The sequence below is a fragment of the Brunnivagina elsteri CCALA 953 genome, assembly GCF_002289455.1.
Classification (GTDB): domain Bacteria; phylum Cyanobacteriota; class Cyanobacteriia; order Cyanobacteriales; family Nostocaceae; genus Brunnivagina; species Brunnivagina elsteri.
Genome location: NZ_NTFS01000145.1, coordinates 1 through 14,786, shown reverse-complemented (window position 1 = coordinate 14,786; position 14,786 = coordinate 1). Strand labels below are relative to the sequence as shown.

General features: G+C 39.6%; 14 protein-coding genes and 1 pseudogene. 6 read left to right on the top strand and 9 right to left on the bottom strand.

The window, feature by feature from the left end; genetic code table 11:
- Positions 1-232: 232 nt before the first annotated feature.
- The 5 genes and pseudogenes from CK510_RS14235 to CK510_RS14215 all read right to left on the bottom strand — a co-directional run bounded on the left by CK510_RS14235 (position 233) and on the right by CK510_RS14215 (position 2,373).
- Positions 233-538: a hypothetical protein gene (locus CK510_RS14235; RefSeq protein WP_095722326.1), complete on the bottom strand. Its 306-nt coding sequence runs from the start codon at positions 536-538 to the stop codon at positions 233-235.
- A gap of 215 nt (positions 539-753) precedes the next feature.
- Complete coding sequence (locus CK510_RS14230) at positions 754-1,143, bottom strand: hypothetical protein (protein WP_095722325.1); 390 nt, start codon at positions 1,141-1,143, stop codon at positions 754-756.
- Between the two features lie 180 nt (positions 1,144-1,323).
- Positions 1,324-1,569, bottom strand: coding sequence for a Pb-reticulocyte-binding protein (locus CK510_RS14225; RefSeq protein WP_095722324.1), 246 nt, complete (start codon positions 1,567-1,569; stop codon positions 1,324-1,326).
- 35 nt (positions 1,570-1,604) lie between these two features.
- A pseudogene (locus CK510_RS14220) lies at positions 1,605-1,967 on the bottom strand (DUF6876 family protein).
- Positions 1,968-2,103: 136 nt separating this feature from the next.
- The gene (locus CK510_RS14215) at positions 2,104-2,373 is read right to left on the bottom strand and encodes a hypothetical protein (protein WP_245912147.1); all 270 of its coding nucleotides are present in this window, start codon (positions 2,371-2,373) and stop codon (positions 2,104-2,106) included.
- A 185-nt stretch (positions 2,374-2,558) separates the two neighbouring features.
- Between CK510_RS14215 and CK510_RS14210 the strand changes: the two genes are divergently transcribed.
- The gene (locus tag CK510_RS14210) at positions 2,559-3,848 is read left to right on the top strand and encodes a plasmid pRiA4b ORF-3 family protein (RefSeq protein WP_095722323.1); all 1,290 of its coding nucleotides are present in this window, start codon (positions 2,559-2,561) and stop codon (positions 3,846-3,848) included.
- Positions 3,849-4,011: 163 nt separating this feature from the next.
- Here the strand turns inward: CK510_RS14210 and CK510_RS14205 are convergent, their stop codons facing one another.
- Positions 4,012-4,662 (bottom strand): DUF1295 domain-containing protein, encoded by a 651-nt coding sequence (locus CK510_RS14205; RefSeq protein WP_095722327.1) that lies wholly within the window; start codon positions 4,660-4,662, stop codon positions 4,012-4,014.
- Positions 4,663-4,864: 202 nt separating this feature from the next.
- Here CK510_RS14205 and CK510_RS14200 point away from each other — a divergent pair, with 202 nt between their 5' ends.
- The 3 genes from CK510_RS14200 to CK510_RS14190 all read left to right on the top strand — a co-directional run bounded on the left by CK510_RS14200 (position 4,865) and on the right by CK510_RS14190 (position 8,941).
- Positions 4,865-5,989: a site-2 protease family protein gene (locus CK510_RS14200; RefSeq protein ID WP_095722322.1), complete on the top strand. Its 1,125-nt coding sequence runs from the start codon at positions 4,865-4,867 to the stop codon at positions 5,987-5,989.
- Between the two features lie 472 nt (positions 5,990-6,461).
- Complete coding sequence (locus tag CK510_RS14195) at positions 6,462-7,712, top strand: DUF8225 domain-containing protein (protein WP_095722321.1); 1,251 nt, start codon at positions 6,462-6,464, stop codon at positions 7,710-7,712.
- Complete coding sequence (locus CK510_RS14190; protein WP_095722320.1) at positions 7,712-8,941, top strand: Dyp-type peroxidase; 1,230 nt, start codon at positions 7,712-7,714, stop codon at positions 8,939-8,941. The genes CK510_RS14195 and CK510_RS14190 overlap by 1 nt, the downstream gene beginning before the upstream one ends.
- A 728-nt stretch (positions 8,942-9,669) precedes the next feature.
- On the opposite strand, the gene CK510_RS14185 is transcribed toward CK510_RS14190, so the two are convergent.
- Entirely contained in the window at positions 9,670-9,963 is a 294-nt protein-coding gene (locus CK510_RS14185; RefSeq protein ID WP_095722319.1) for a hypothetical protein, read from the bottom strand.
- 277 nt (positions 9,964-10,240) lie between these two features.
- Entirely contained in the window at positions 10,241-10,567 is a 327-nt protein-coding gene (locus CK510_RS14180; RefSeq protein WP_245912146.1) for a helix-turn-helix domain-containing protein, read from the bottom strand.
- Between the two features lie 261 nt (positions 10,568-10,828).
- Between CK510_RS14180 and CK510_RS14175 the strand changes: the two genes are divergently transcribed.
- Complete coding sequence (locus CK510_RS14175) at positions 10,829-12,439, top strand: hypothetical protein (protein ID WP_095722318.1); 1,611 nt, start codon at positions 10,829-10,831, stop codon at positions 12,437-12,439.
- A gap of 94 nt (positions 12,440-12,533) precedes the next feature.
- Entirely contained in the window at positions 12,534-12,902 is a 369-nt protein-coding gene (locus CK510_RS14170) for a hypothetical protein (protein ID WP_095722317.1), read from the top strand.
- A 356-nt stretch (positions 12,903-13,258) separates the two neighbouring features.
- On the opposite strand, the gene CK510_RS14165 is transcribed toward CK510_RS14170, so the two are convergent.
- Positions 13,259-14,620, bottom strand: coding sequence for a beta-barrel domain-containing protein (locus CK510_RS14165; protein ID WP_245912145.1), 1,362 nt, complete (start codon positions 14,618-14,620; stop codon positions 13,259-13,261).
- Between the last annotated feature and the right edge of the window lie 166 nt (positions 14,621-14,786).

Here is a 14,786-nt window from a genome sequence, read left to right as displayed (position 1 = left end):
CTGTTGTGGAAGTAATTTGTGAAGATTATTTAGTAAATTTGTACTATAAGACGTATTCAGTTCTGCTTATTCAGAAAAAAATACTCCTCAAAAGAAGCATCTTATTCTGCTTGAAATTGGGGAATGGGTATGGTGCGATAGCGGTTGTCGCAAAGAGAGTTTTGATGTCTTGATTTCATCGAAAAACTCATCCTGATATTAAGATTAGATCAACTGGTTTAGCGTGGCTAAACTAATTACAAGCAGTGGATTGGATATAATTCGCAAGTTTTTCCAGCCAACCTTCTACTGTTAATTCATGATGGCTGTAAAGTGGGTCTTGTTGAATTATATTTCCGTCTTTATCTACTACTGCACAATTAAGAGGCTTGCAATTACCCTTGGAATCAAGCTGAATAATTGCCCAATAAGTCGGCATTAATTTGGGTTGTAGTAATAAATAGGTTTTCTCGTTAGTAATGTGTTCCCAATATCTTTGGGTTTCATTTTCTCCATACTCAAACGTAACACCTTTTATTGTTTTCACTCGAACAACCATTTTGATATCTCTTGATAATTTTGTATTGTGAATATCGACTGTTTTGTGAGAAGGATTTTTCTGTCATTGTTCTTAATCGAAAATACACTCGTTCAAGTTCATCAGAAGTTTTGAAATATAATCGAAATGAGCTATCTTCATATCGCTTTTAATCAAAATCCTCCAGCAACGATTAATCACTGGAGGATTTTCATCTTGGAATTATTATTCTGAGATTAGTAGTGGGTATTTTCTGCGATTGTCTCAGCTTGATTTTCTAGCCTATTGCGCTCGACATATTCTTGTCTACGCTGCCAAGAAATTTGATGTTGAATTAACAAGTCTTCCAAAGTTTTCCCAAATTTACGGCTAGCATATTCCAGTAATTGTTCTACGGAATATCGCTTTTCTTCAACCTTCCCAAAATCATTGGTAAAACGCTCTTTGAATTCGTCCCAGCTAAAGGTATCTTTGAGAGAGCGCTTTGCAACTAATCCACACAAAGAACGTATGGAATAATATACTTTGGTATAGACTCGCTCTGAGTAATCGCTAACAGCATATTCGCCTAAAACTGAATTATCTATTGCTTGGAAATTAGTTGTTGTTTGTTTACGTGCAGCCATAATTCAAATACCTCTTAAATCATTCATTTCCCTATTGGCGTTAGCCAGGAAAAGGTAGGAGTTGAAAGGCAGATGGTGTTACCCTGAGCCTTGTCGAAGGGCAGAAGGAAATAAAGTTTAAAAGGCAAACTAGTTAAGCCAGATAAAATATCATTATTGTGTTTTCCTTCTGCCTTCTTCTTAAAACCAGGTAGAATCGTCGCAATCTGCAATTAAATCTTTAATATCGCACTGATATTCGTAATCGATTTCTAACTGCTGTAAGTCCGTATCCGATACCAAATTTTGTAGCTCATGGACGATTTCTCGAACGTGATTTTCCTCGCTAACACCTGAGTAGTAGGTTTTGATAAATTTGTCAGCTTTGGTCATAAAATGTTCGAGATTTGTGATAAATGCTTGCTCAGTGCTAATTGCTTGTACCATAATTTTTCTCACAATATTTACAGATTTGATGCAGCTTAATATTCACTGGTAAGTATGAGAATTCTTTCTACCAAATAGAGCTTGATGTGACTTAGTGGAAAATCCGTATATTCAATTTCCTGTCGTAATACTTCTTGGTTTGTATCCCACTCGCAAGTCAAAACACCGGAATTATTTTCAACTCGTAAATGCCAGATTTGAAATTCTCGTAAATTAGGATTGGAGAGAAATTGTTTTGTTTGATGTGAGAAAATTGCATCTATGAGCCAATAGCAGTTAGTTTCGTCTGCCAAGTATTTGATTCCGTCTGTATATTTCAAACCGAGCTAGTGTTTGTAGAGAGTAGTGGAACCAGTAAATTGCTTAAGCTCTATTGCTATTTGTTGTGGCGTTTTCATTTGTGAATCTCTATATTTTACAAACTTCACACTTTCAAAGGCGTGAGCCGTAAAAAAAAAACTGCTGATAATAAATACCAGCAGTTAAACAATTTTGATTTATTAGGAATTGACAGTTGTGATTTATTAAATTTAACTACAGTTTTGAGCAAACTAATTCGTCAACTGCTGCTAAATCTTCTTCGATAAATTCTTCGCAAAATCCTTGTGGATAATCCAAAACAACTGTGTAGTTCCAGTTATTTGTCGAGTCATAATCTAATCGCAATCCCGTAACTTTTCCTGTTGCCCATTGTTTGCGATCGCAGTTACTTTTAATTGCGACTTGTTCTCCAAAAGTATATTTGGGAGTTTTGGCAAATGGGTGAGTGAATGTGATGTTTATGGTGGTCATGACTGATTCCATTGACTTCACTCACATGGTTGGCGTTAGCCATAAATAATTTATTATACTTGCAGAAATATTTGTGAATTTTATATTTATCTAAGAAGAAAAGGAAAATTTTGCATCATCACTTGTCCCTGCTTATTCTTCTTGAAAAGATGAACATTTCACAATAGAATTAATTCAATACTAAGCTAACAAATTCAGTGACCACCATTTACCCTGTACAGCCAGAAGAAAACACCCTATCCACAATTGAGTCAAAATTGCTACATGAGCAAGTTATTTCTCAAACCAGCCCAGGAACTATCATTAACGACTTCCAAATGCTATTAGACTTCATTGGCATAAAAGGAATTGAGGTCAGTAAAACTCAGAACTTCTTGCCAATGAGTTCTTTAGCAGAACTTAATAGTCGTTTAACTAATCCAATTCAAGTTGAACTTAATCGTCCGCAACAAAAAGCTTATCCCCATCTTCACGGTTTATATTTATTATTAAGAGCATCTACCCTATCTTATATTGAACCCAAAGGAAAAAAGTTTTTTCTCTATTTGGAACCCAAGGTACTAGAATCTTGGCATAATTTAAATTTGACTGAACGCTATTTCAACCTTTTAGAAGCTTGGTGGATTTGGGGAAATGAAGAGATTTTAAATGAAAAGGGATGGCGCAGTGGTTTTGAAAAATGTCTGACGTTTTGGCATGAACTTGCTTCAATTAAAAAAAATGTTCTTCAAAAAGAACAACTGTCATGGTATAGCTATTCACCTGGACTTTACCAAATCGCTTTATTAGAAATGTTTGGAATGCTAGAAATTGAACATGCTAAACCCAAAAAAGGTCAGGGATGGCAGTTTACTCAACTAAAACAAAAACCTTGGGGGAATGCCTTAGTCAAATTAATAAAAAAAACTATTGCTGAAGAATTAGCATCACAAATTGAAGAGAAAGACCCAGAAAGTGAAGAATATCCCTTTGGGATTTGGCAACCTCAGTTACAAGTTATTTTCCCGGAATGGCAAAATAATATCATTATTCCCGAACCAAAACAGCAGGAAGAAATTTACGTCTTCAAGGTTTCTCTTGGACAAATTTGGCGACGCATAGCGATTCCCGATGATTACAATCTCTATGACTTAAGCAGAATTATTTTAGAATCTGTAAATTTTGATGATGACCATCTACATGAGTTTTCTTATAAAAGTCGCTATGGTTGGACTGTACAAGTGAATCATCCTAGCAATCATGAGCCACCTTTTACCAATGAATTTTTGATTGCAGATTTATCTTTATCCCTAAAAGTTGGACAAACAATGACTTACTTATTTGATTATGGGGATAATTGGACTTTTAATATTTTATTGGAACGGATTGAGTCTAATAATTCAGAAATTGATGAACCAACAATTTTAGATAGTCATGGCTCTTCACCTAAACAATATCCAAGTTGGGATGATGAGGAAGATGAAGATGAAGATGATGAAGATGAATAACTCAGTTTTATAATGTTACCTTTTATGTTTATTGATGAATCCCAACCATAAAGTAAGAGAACGCGATACCTGCGGTAAGCTTCGCTAACGCATAATTTTTTGGTAATCGGAAAATTTAACCTTCAATGTCAGGGTTCCACCTGAAGTTTGATTTTCTTGGCTATTATCGTTCGAGATTATTCTCCACTGGTATTGACGATGTAAATAGCTTGGGAAATAAAAGTCCAGAGCGACACTTGTAATCGGTAAAATCAGGATAACGGGAGAGAGATTGGTCTTTTTTTAGCATATTTGGTACAAAGACTGCACCGATAAAGATTGCCAGAATTAAAAATGGTAGCCAGTGTTGAGCCAGCATGGCAAAAGAAGCATAAATTAATACCTCTCCCAAATAATTGGTGTTCCGACAACGCTTGAAAAAACCTTCTGTGATTAATCCCGATTGATATTTGAGGGTGAAATATTTTTGAGCATCGCTGGCAAAGTGTAAAAATACACCAAAAATATTCGATGAAATTGCGATCGCGACTAACGGCAGCGACGGAACTATGCCACTACTAATTAAAATAAATGGTGCTACCCAGTAAAGACAAACCAAGCCAAAGACAAGAAATCCTTGAGGGATAGAAATTTCCTGTTCCCACTGTTTATCTGGGTAAATACGGTCTTTTAGCAACCATAAAAACCCATAGGTGCCATGTAATGCTAGATAAACCCAAGGACCAAGGGTGAAGTTTTGATATAAAACCATCATTCCTAAAATCACCCAGAAAGTAAGTCCTTTGCTGAGATTGATAGCGTGTTTGATTTTCATCGCAGTCATTTTTTCCATCTACACATACCTGCAACTTTAGCAGTCGTCCTTCCCATAGCGTCTCTAAGGTCACAAAACCACACCTCTACGGACGGATACCACTACAGTTACAAACATTAAAATTACTTAACAATTCGTTACTATAAAACTATCGAGAGAGGTAAAGAAAAACCTCTCAATTTAGAAATCAAAGGTAAACGCCATGAATAGTACAATTCGTGTTGGCAACCTCTTCGGGATTCCTTTCTATATCCACCCGTCCTGGTTTTTAGTCTTAGGTTTAGTCACCTGGACTTATGGTAGTGGACTGACAGCAGCATTTCCTAGTTTGGGGAATGGGTCTGCTTTGCTACTAGGATTGACAACAGCACTGATGTTATTTGCTTCCGTTATTGCCCATGAACTGGGACATAGCTTTGCTGCAATTCGCCAAGGAATTGATGTCAAATCAATTACACTGTTTATCTTTGGTGGTTTGGCAAGCTTGGAGAAGGAATCAAAGACTCCATCAGATGCTTTTTGGGTGGCGATAGCGGGTCCTTTAGTCAGCCTATTACTATTTGGTATCTTTACTATTGTTGGTATTGGAACTGGTGTATCTGGGGTATTCTCAGCAATTTTGGGAGTGCTTGCTTCTGTGAATTTGGCACTCTGCTTATTTAATTTGATTCCCGGTTTACCCTTAGACGGTGGAAATATACTCAAAGCAATTGTTTGGAAAATCACAGGTAATCCCAATAAAGGAGTGGTTTTTGCCAGTCGAGTTGGACAAATCTTTGGTTGGATTGCGATCGCTTCTGGTTTGCTTCCACTATTGTTGGTTGGTAGTTTTGCTAACTTTTGGAATGTGTTAATTGGTTTCTTTTTGTTGCAAAATGCTGGTAATGCAGCCCAAGTTGCTTCTTTACAAGAACGATTAACAGGTTTAACTGCTGGTGATGCTGTGAGTCGCAATAGCCCAATTGTTGCCGAGAATCTGACCCTGAGAGAGTTTGCCGACGAGCAAATTGTTAGTGGACAAAATTGGCAGCGCTTTTTAGTCACCAACAGTGATGGACAATTGGTAGGAACCATATCTGTTGACAACATGCGGACATGTCCAAGGCAATTGTGGTCAGAAACTCAAATCAAAGATGTTATGAGACCAATTGTCGAATCTGCCACAGTACAAGCTGACAAACCTTTGTTAGAAGTAATGCGGTTAATCGAACAACAAAAGCTATCTGCACTGGCTGTAATTCGCAATAATGGTGTGTTAGTGGGAATTTTAGAAAAACCTGCCATTCTCAGTTTGCTTCAAAAAAGAATGCACACAAACCCTGCTTAATCTCAACAATTAAATAATCGATTGTGAAGAATGAAGCGATACACAAATTTCGCTTCATTTTATTTTTTCTGAATAACAAGGTTATCAGCAGCGATAGGAACACTCCTGAAACAAAAAAATATCTCGCAATTGTGTTCTAATATTTGGGTTTGATTCATTACTTGCTGATTTGCGATCGCATCACGTAGTCAAAAGTTGAAGTAGGTGGATAGAAAGAATTATCGTTGTGGTCAGGGAGTAGTGAGTCCAGCCACACGTGCGGCTCTGCCGCCGAGTGGACTGGCGAACCCGGAGGGTGAGTAGTGAGTTGGGGTAAGCGCAAACAAGGCGTGTAGCTTTGCTTCCGCCTACTTACTTGGTTCGCGAAAGTATCAACTAAAACAGTACCCTTTTGTGTACCACAAGATTTTCGTAATTTTGTTGTTGCAAGCTGATGAGTTACTCAGTACACAATAACAAGGTATAAAAACTAATGGTTTACGATGTTCCGGGTCGTGCTGACAAACTCAGTCTTGAACTTGTCCAGAAATGGAATGAGGCAATTCAAGCAGCCTATAGCAGCTTACAACTAGACTTGGGCAGTCGCTTTTTTAGTCTCGACCCTAAAAGCTTGAGCGAACCAGTTTTAGCCGCAATTCAGTGGTTTGCCGATCCTGCCGAACCTGTTTTTTGTTTGGGTTCAGATGTAGGGCAGGAATTATCTGATTGGGGTTCTCGTGGCAGACATGTTCTGCACAACGAATACTGCGAATATCAGGTGATTGAAAAAGCTGATGCTACAGGTAAGATGCGTCCGAAAAGAGTACAAATTACCACCGAGCTTCGGGAGTATTGGGTTTGTATTGCCAAGCATGACCCCAAAACCCTCCGAGAAATGGTACAAAGCGTTCTTGGATTTGAACCCACCTGGGAAGATTTGTACGGAGTTAGCGACCCCGAAAGCTTGAGTGAAGACGAAAAAGAGATTGCATTCTCAAAATTTGTGGCAGGTCACGGGAACGATCGCAAGATGGTTGATGCTGGAGTACCGAGACAGCCAGAGGGCAAGCTAAATATAGATAATGCACTATTCATGACCCACCCAATTAACGGATTGGATGACTTGCTATATATTGTCATGTTTGGGGCAAAACCCTATGCCAATCGCACTGATAGCGGTTTGGAACAAGCAACCCGCGAACAACTTTTCCGTGAATTTGGTGTTGAACAATTAGCCTGTCGTCATGCAGACCCAGCAGCAGCAATGGGTGCCTTGGGTGCAGCATTTACAGGTAGAACTGTTGCCTTTGCCAATCCTTTGGGGATGTATATTCTCTCTTTCACCAAAGACGTATTTCTGTACGCTGGTAATCCAATTCCTGAAGAGTGGGTACGCTGGAGCCGAGGGTCTGAGGGCATGTATCAGCACTTGGAATTTGGTCCCGGTGATGATGATGAGGCGTTTTTAGATGATATTACCCTTGTTGTGGGTTCGAGAGAAGAACCTGTGACAGGAGGTTTTCAGGTTGTACAGCAAATTGAAGTTGGTCCATTAGTTGTTGTCGGCAAACCCACCCATGTAGCCGATGATGAATACGTCGTCCTCACTGCTAGCAACGAACCAATCGATTGCCAACAAGCTGAGGTATGCGAAATTATCAAAGACCTGAAAAAAGAATTTGATAATGCTCTGCAAATGGTTCATGTAGCACCCAGAATAATGGGATTTCGGGGGGGAAGCTAGTGAAACTTCAAGAAGGCATCTATCACGCTCCTGGAGTGCGACCAGGTAAGTTTTTTAATATCCTGTTTTTGAGAGTTGCATCAGGTCAAAATGCTCACCAAGTTGGAGAGGCATTTGCCCAGTTATGGCAGATGTACCAAGAACTCAAAAGCGGTAAAGTGCGCGACCTACCTGGTCAATTGCTACCTAGTGGTGATTTAACGGTTTTAGTTGGTTATGGTGCTAACACCTTTAAACTCCCTGGTGTAAAGCGTGCTTTACCTACCCACCTGAAAGACTTTGGCTCTTTTCGTTCACCCTTAGCTGGGGGTGGTGGCTCCTTTCTCCTGGGTTCAGGTCTTAAGTATGCGGAGGATGTCGCAGCCAATAAAGCCACCGAAGAAATTGCCGTTCAATTTATTGCCGAAACCCAGCTTGCTGTTAACCGTGCCATTGTCGAGACTTGGAAACTTCTTGAGAAAATGACCGAACGGACAACGGGAAATGCGCCATTTTCGATTGCGGGCTTTTACAGTGGATTTCAACGGGATGATAAGCGCAGTTGGATTGATTTCCACGACGGTATTTCTAATCTGAAAAGCTCCGAACGCGAAGGGGCAATTACCATCAAATCCAATCCCTTACCTGAAGAAAAATGGATAGAGGGGGGTACTTATTTGGCATTCATTCGTCTGGGAGTCAATTTAGGCATTTGGCAAGCACTGGAACGGGGGCAACAAGAACTTTTGGTCGGTCGGGATAAGCTGACTGCCTGCCCCATTGAATCCCTCGATAGCCAAAATAGTCCTGTATTTACAACTGGTTGCCCCTTTACCGGACAACCATCCGATTTCAGTAACCGAGATTTTGAAGGCTTCTTTGAACCTGCAAATGTCAGCGACCCAATCTTAAGGCAAAGCCACGTCCAGAGGGCTAATCGACATGTTACACCTATCAGCGATCGCAATTCATTACGGGTGTTTCGGCAAGGTTATGAATTTCTCGAACCTATAGATACTACCCCTGGTTTTCGGGCAGGGTTAAACTTTGTGAGTTTCCAGGATACTCCCGAACGTTTGTTTCGTATATTGGTACAAGATAAATGGTTGGGTAGAACAAATTTCGCTGGCGACCCCGAAAATCCGCTTCCAGGGATGGATCGGTTTTTAACGGTATGCGCTGGAGGCATTTTTTTAGTACCACCAGTCGTAGAAGCAGAACTTTTTCCCGGCTCCAGCATTTTGATCTAGTTTTTCACAGACTTCCATATTTGCCCTTTGGAACTATCGAGCGATCGCTCTCAATCATGAGATTTGTTGGGTGCGATCGCGATTGTTTATAAATTGATTTAGTCCCTTTGGGACTAGTAAGTAGGTGAGCGGGAAAAATTATCGTCGTGGTCAGGGAGTAGTGAGTAGGTAGGGGTAAGCGCAAACAAGGCGTGTAGCTTTGCTTCCGCCTTAGTTTGTAAGAAGACTTTGAGATAAATTTACATTCTGTTACATAGTTAGCTTTCGTTGCCGCGAAACTTTGCCACCGGGGAGAATCCCCGTGGCAAGATTTCGAGAATCCTCTGTCTCCGAACTTTGCCGGAAAGAAAATCTTCCCGGCAAGTTCTCTCCGGCACATTCGCGCGAAAGTTCCGGGAAGAATTATTCTTAAGAGGACATTTCGCGAGTTTATTTCTACCCACCTACTTACAGTTTTGCGAAAATTAACCAACCATTCTAAAGTGATAAAAAGCCTATTTTAGAAGCTTTATTCCTTCTGCCTTCACGTACTAGTGGGGATGCACTTATTCGTATGCTTTATACTTAGTTGTGAGGTTGGAAGTGCAATGACCTTGGCGACCGCAAAGTATTATCGCATGGACCTCTCACCTAATTAAGCGATTCAGAAAGGCAACGAAAAATAGCATTTACCATTTGGCATTTATTTCTTGACATATCGTTATTTCAATACATCAAGAAACGCGAATCTAATAACATTTAATCACGTTGCCATTAGTATCTTTGCAAGTAGGTGTACCTAGTGTAACTTTCCCCTTCGGTGGTTTCTTCGCAGTATCAGTAGAGGGTGGTTTGGGGTTAGTTGGTTTAGTCTTGATTTTGTCGGGGATACATCCTCCTTCCTTTACACTTTCGCATTGAACTGGAACATGTTGAGATAGACTATTTGCTTGTGTGCCTAACAATTCTTGTGCCATAGCAGCAGGAGAAAATAATACGCTTGCCAAGAGTGTAATCTTAACTAATTTTTTGAGGTGAAGCATAATCAAATTGTTTGTTTTGAGTGTGTACTACTTTGAATATGTAAGGCTTCCCTCGTTTATGCACATCGGTTTTTATTATCTTGGCTTGCCCGTTACTAACACCAAGAATATTGCGGTCTCTGTCACTTTTTTTCTCTTGAAGCGATCGGATGGAAAAACCCTCCCTAGTGGCAGTGGAGACACAACTATAAAGCTTTGGGAAATAGTGCGACTCGTTTTTTTTGTGCTACGCGACTTCAAAAAACATCTTTTTTTTTGACTTTTATCTGTATGACCTTCATGCTACACCTTCCGAGGGTAGATAATGAGTTTTGGTATCACGAGATAGTGAATCTTTAAGACTACTGGTACTTTTTACACCTAGAGCATCTTTACTCGACTCTCTTGCTGTGGGAATTTTCTCATCAGTAATGTACTCAATTAAATCTAGTGGGCTAATAATCTCGCCAATTTTGGACAGTTTATTTATACCCAGACATATATGTTCCCACCTTTGACCACCAATCTCAGGCATAATTTCAGCTTTTCGCAATCCAGATATGGCGTTAGCACTGACACCTAAATATTCTGCCAGGTCTTTGCCTTTAACCCTATGTCTAGCCATAACCTCGTTTAACTTCCAACGAATCAAAGTTTTAATCACAGAACTCAACATTTTAACTTTACTATTCTGCTTTAAATATGTGTATTTACAAAGGATACTATGTTTTTTACAGTTTTAATTTATTTTTGTAAAAGTTATAAGTTAAAAATACAGGTTTTATTTGTATAATGTTCTTGTGTAAAACAAAAGCGATCGCCCAATTCCTCCAAGAAAGTTGCGATCGCCTTCGATATAGACCCAATATCTTAGGTCAACACTATGATGACACAACAGCAAGTAATTGGCACAGTTCAACTTGACACAAAAGCTCATTCTCACGACAAATTCGAGCAACACATCGAAGAGAAGGTGCTTCAAACAGTACCTTTTGCGTTAGGCTACACTTTCGACTACGATCGCTTTACCAAACCCGATTTACAGGCAAAGGCTAAATCCACTCTCGGCAACTTCTTTGGCTTCGTTCGCCAAACCTTCGATGGGTTAATAGAAATAGGGCGATCGCTCCAGGATTTCTACTTCGACTGCCTTGCATTTTGCCCAAATGGGAAAAAAGTATTTTCCGAATGGCTTGCTTCTCCTGATTTTGGTGCATCTCGCTATATAGCACAAAGCGCGATAGAAATCAGTACTTGGTTCGACAAGCTCCCTCCCAAAATACAACGTCTAATCCGCCAAAATGTACAGAATTGGAGCGTTTCTGCACTTCGACAGCTAACCAAAGTTAGCCACGATTTAGTTAAGGAGTTAGTGCGATCTGGCAAGAAGACAGCTGCACAGGTGAAGAAAGAGTTTGGGAGCGAAAACAATTCGCAAGTCGCAGTTCGTAATTCGCAATTAACTGCGAACAGCGAATTACGAATTGCGAACTGCTATCCCCTCTCGCTATCTCGCTCCCAAACTCCCACTTATGACTCATCCCAAGAAGGGGAGAGGGGGAGACAAGGAGAGGGGGGGAAGTCAAATCATATTCCCCCACTCCCCCACTCCTCCATTCCCCCACTGCCTGCTCCTGAATTATTTCCTGGGATGCGAATTGTTGTTAAGGAAGAGAATACGGGTTGGAATGGAAGTAGCGGTATCATAATGTCCAATCAAGAAGGCAATTTCTGGGTATTGCTCGACCATACGATCGCTCAGGGGATGGAAGTCAAACACCTGCTCAAAGCGCACCAAATCGAACTAGAAGCTCAACAACTAATTACAAAGTCAACGAATCAAGAGCTTTTAACTCCTGTCCAAGTGGAACAGAAAATAGCCGAAGCTTTGGCACAACGCGATCGCGAAAAAGCCGAGTCAGAACAAGGACGGTTTGTAGAAATTCGAGATGCAGCGCTACAAGCAGCCAAGCGGGAAATCCAAGCTAATCAAGAAAATTCACAAGCGATCGCACTAAAAAACCAAAATTTACTCGAACAATTGGCAGCGAGAGAAGATGAGGTGCGATCGCTCCAAACTTTGCAAACCAGAAATCAGCAACTTGAACAAAGAATCACCGAATTAGAAAAAGCCCTAGAACATTCCAGCAACGATAATTGGGGTAATACCTTGAACAACCAAGCTGCAAGGGTTGTAAACAAAGAATTAGAGAAAACCATCGAACCGTTAATGCAGGAAGTCGATCGCCTAAACAATGTACTTTCGCAAAAAGAGCAAGAATTGGCTCAAATTCAAACGAGTAATGGTCAAGAATCAGATGCTGTTTTGGCTGAATTTGGCGAGATTGGGGAAAAATTTGGTTGGAGCGGTTGGAGCAGTCGGGGGTATCGTGCGGCTAGCGGGATGTTGTGTACGGGGATTGGGGCGATCGCTCAATTTATTACTGACTTGAAATCGTCTTCCCCAAGTTATCAACAACAGGAAATCGCGTTTTAGATTGAAGTCAAATTAGATTTATGTCGAATATTGTCATTGATTGAAAATGGCGATTTATTTGCTATGACGAAAACAAGTTGAATGAAGAATTAAAATGCAATGCAAACAAAAAGAAACTAACACCAAAAAAATTCCCAGGTGGTTTGCTAAATTTATATTGCAGCAAACACAAAATAAACCCAATAACCAACAAATATTCTTAGCACTTCTAAAACCGATGACACCACAAGAATGGTGTTTGATTTGGATGCCAATAATTCATCCTGGAGTCGAATTACCGCAAGAAGGAGGGCGGAATCCTACGGGTTACATGAAAGCTTGCTTGACAACTTTATCCTCACTAACTGGATATCATGAGCGAACTGTGGAAGGATGGTTTTATGGAAAACCTTACCATTATTCAGTAGAAATTTTACTGCGATGCTTTCATTTAATTTTTAAGTTGCAGCAGTTTTTAAACTAAATAATAAAAATATGATTGTCTCTCTATCCGTGATGCTAGTTATGGAAAAAAGCTGGAATCCTTGTTGACTCAGTTACTCCCGGTTCGCTCATTTTTTTTTGGAGTTATATAAATTGTCGAAAAGCATGAAATCTAGGTTTCGTAGTGGTTTTAGCGATTTCCTTAAATTTACCTTAAACTGCCACTCTGGTCTAAAAACTCTATTTTTATGCGAATGTGTGAGAGTACATTTGAACCATAGTTGAGAACCCCTATTAAATCGTTCGGCTTTCTTCTAACTCAATTTAAAATGGGCAAACCGTGAGTCAGTTAGAGACATTACTGACGAATGAGAATTAATCCCCAACAAATTTCAATCACCTGACATTTTTGAAACTTTCAACACTATTGCTAAACATATCAGCAAAGATAGAGATGACAGTGCGATCGCGTATCTTGATATTCGCGTTTAACCCCATCCCCGACTGTAACACTATATTCCTACCATTCACATTTAACTGTTGACTATCAAGTTCTACCTTTGCCGGAAATCGATAAAAAGGGTAAATTTGGTCAGGTGGGAGTGCATCAGAACCAATCGACACTAGTTTACCTTTGATATCACCAAATTCACTTAAAGGAAAGGAATCAATTCTGACATCGACAGTCATTCCAAGTTTCACAAACCCGATATCTTTATTGGTAATGAATACTTTAGCAACAAGCTTGTCATTTGGAACTATCTTTAATATTGGTTCGGTTGATGATACAACAAACCCCGGAGATTTAGCCTTGAATTCAAATACTGTACCACTGGTTGGTGCTTTTATCTCCTGATACTTCAGATTCATCTGGGTTTGGCTAATTTGCGAGTCGGTTTCAGCAATCTTTTTATTATTTTCAACTATTGCTTTGGTAAGTTGACTATCAATTTCAGCAATCTTTTGACTATTTACGGCTATTCTATCTAGCCAATCTTTACGAGAAACTGCTACAGTATTTTGTAATTTAGCTCTTCCACCAGTGATTTGAGCTTGTAGTCTAGCTTTTTCTTGTATCAATTGTTCAAGTTGAGATTGGGCATTTCTCACCTCTTCCTGCTGCTTTAATAATTGAATTTGCGATATTGCCCCTTGTTGTGCTAACCCAGTTATATTATTGAGAATACCCTGATTCATTTTCATGGTATCTTTGGTAGAAGCAATCTTAATATCAGTTTGTTCAACTTGACGTTTCATCTGTTCGATTTCTGATTGTGATGCAATTACTCGTGCATCTAATTCAATTTGACTGGAGGTAACTCTTTCTCGTTGTTCAAGGGATAAATCACTCTTAGAATTACCATCAAATTGAGTCCGATAAACTTGATTTTCAGCTAACAATACAGCACGACTTTTCGTCAAGTCTATCATTGATGCAGGTACTTGGAGCGAGGTAATATCTACTGTATTACTACCTTTTAATTGCGATTGATAAAACTGGTTTTCTTGCATCAAGCTAGTACGTACTTTCTGCAATGATTCCATTTGAGCTTGGGCAGTTGTATTATCAAGAGTAAGTAGCTTTTCTCCTTCTTTAACCTGTTTGCCATCTTCAACAAATATCTCCTTAACAACTCCACCAACAGGTGCTTGTACATCTTTCGTTGCACCACTTGCTTCGAGTTTACCTGTTGCCGATACAGCTTCTTCGATTTTGGCAATATTAGCCCAAATAACTGTTCCAGTCGTTGTTATCATCAAAGTCCATAATATCGCTCTTGACCAATTTCTGGATTGTTTTAATATTACTGGTTGTTCAAACTTAGGAACAAAACGTGGTGCATGATTAGGAGGCTTAAGAGGAGGGGAAGAAGGGGAGAGTGGGGGAAAGATTACTTATGTTTGTATGAATAATCCATGTATC

Excerpts from the sequence above, each read along its gene's own strand:
- CK510_RS14235 (WP_095722326.1), bottom strand. The coding sequence starts at position 538 with ATGGTTGTTCGAGTGAAAACAATAAAAGGTGTTACGTTTGAGTATGGA.
- CK510_RS14230 (WP_095722325.1), bottom strand. The coding sequence starts at position 1,143 with ATGGCTGCACGTAAACAAACAACAACTAATTTCCAAGCAATAGATAAT.
- CK510_RS14225 (WP_095722324.1), bottom strand. The coding sequence starts at position 1,569 with ATGGTACAAGCAATTAGCACTGAGCAAGCATTTATCACAAATCTCGAA.
- CK510_RS14215 (WP_245912147.1), bottom strand. The coding sequence starts at position 2,373 with ATGGAATCAGTCATGACCACCATAAACATCACATTCACTCACCCATTT.
- CK510_RS14205 (WP_095722327.1), bottom strand. The coding sequence starts at position 4,662 with ATGAAAATCAAACACGCTATCAATCTCAGCAAAGGACTTACTTTCTGG.
- CK510_RS14200 (WP_095722322.1), top strand. The coding sequence starts at position 4,865 with ATGAATAGTACAATTCGTGTTGGCAACCTCTTCGGGATTCCTTTCTAT.
- CK510_RS14195 (WP_095722321.1), top strand. The coding sequence starts at position 6,462 with ATGGTTTACGATGTTCCGGGTCGTGCTGACAAACTCAGTCTTGAACTT.
- CK510_RS14185 (WP_095722319.1), bottom strand. The coding sequence starts at position 9,963 with ATGCTTCACCTCAAAAAATTAGTTAAGATTACACTCTTGGCAAGCGTA.
- CK510_RS14180 (WP_245912146.1), bottom strand. The coding sequence starts at position 10,567 with ATGGCTAGACATAGGGTTAAAGGCAAAGACCTGGCAGAATATTTAGGT.
- CK510_RS14175 (WP_095722318.1), top strand. The coding sequence starts at position 10,829 with ATGACACAACAGCAAGTAATTGGCACAGTTCAACTTGACACAAAAGCT.
- CK510_RS14170 (WP_095722317.1), top strand. The coding sequence starts at position 12,534 with ATGCAATGCAAACAAAAAGAAACTAACACCAAAAAAATTCCCAGGTGG.
- CK510_RS14165 (WP_245912145.1), bottom strand. The coding sequence starts at position 14,620 with ATGATAACAACGACTGGAACAGTTATTTGGGCTAATATTGCCAAAATC.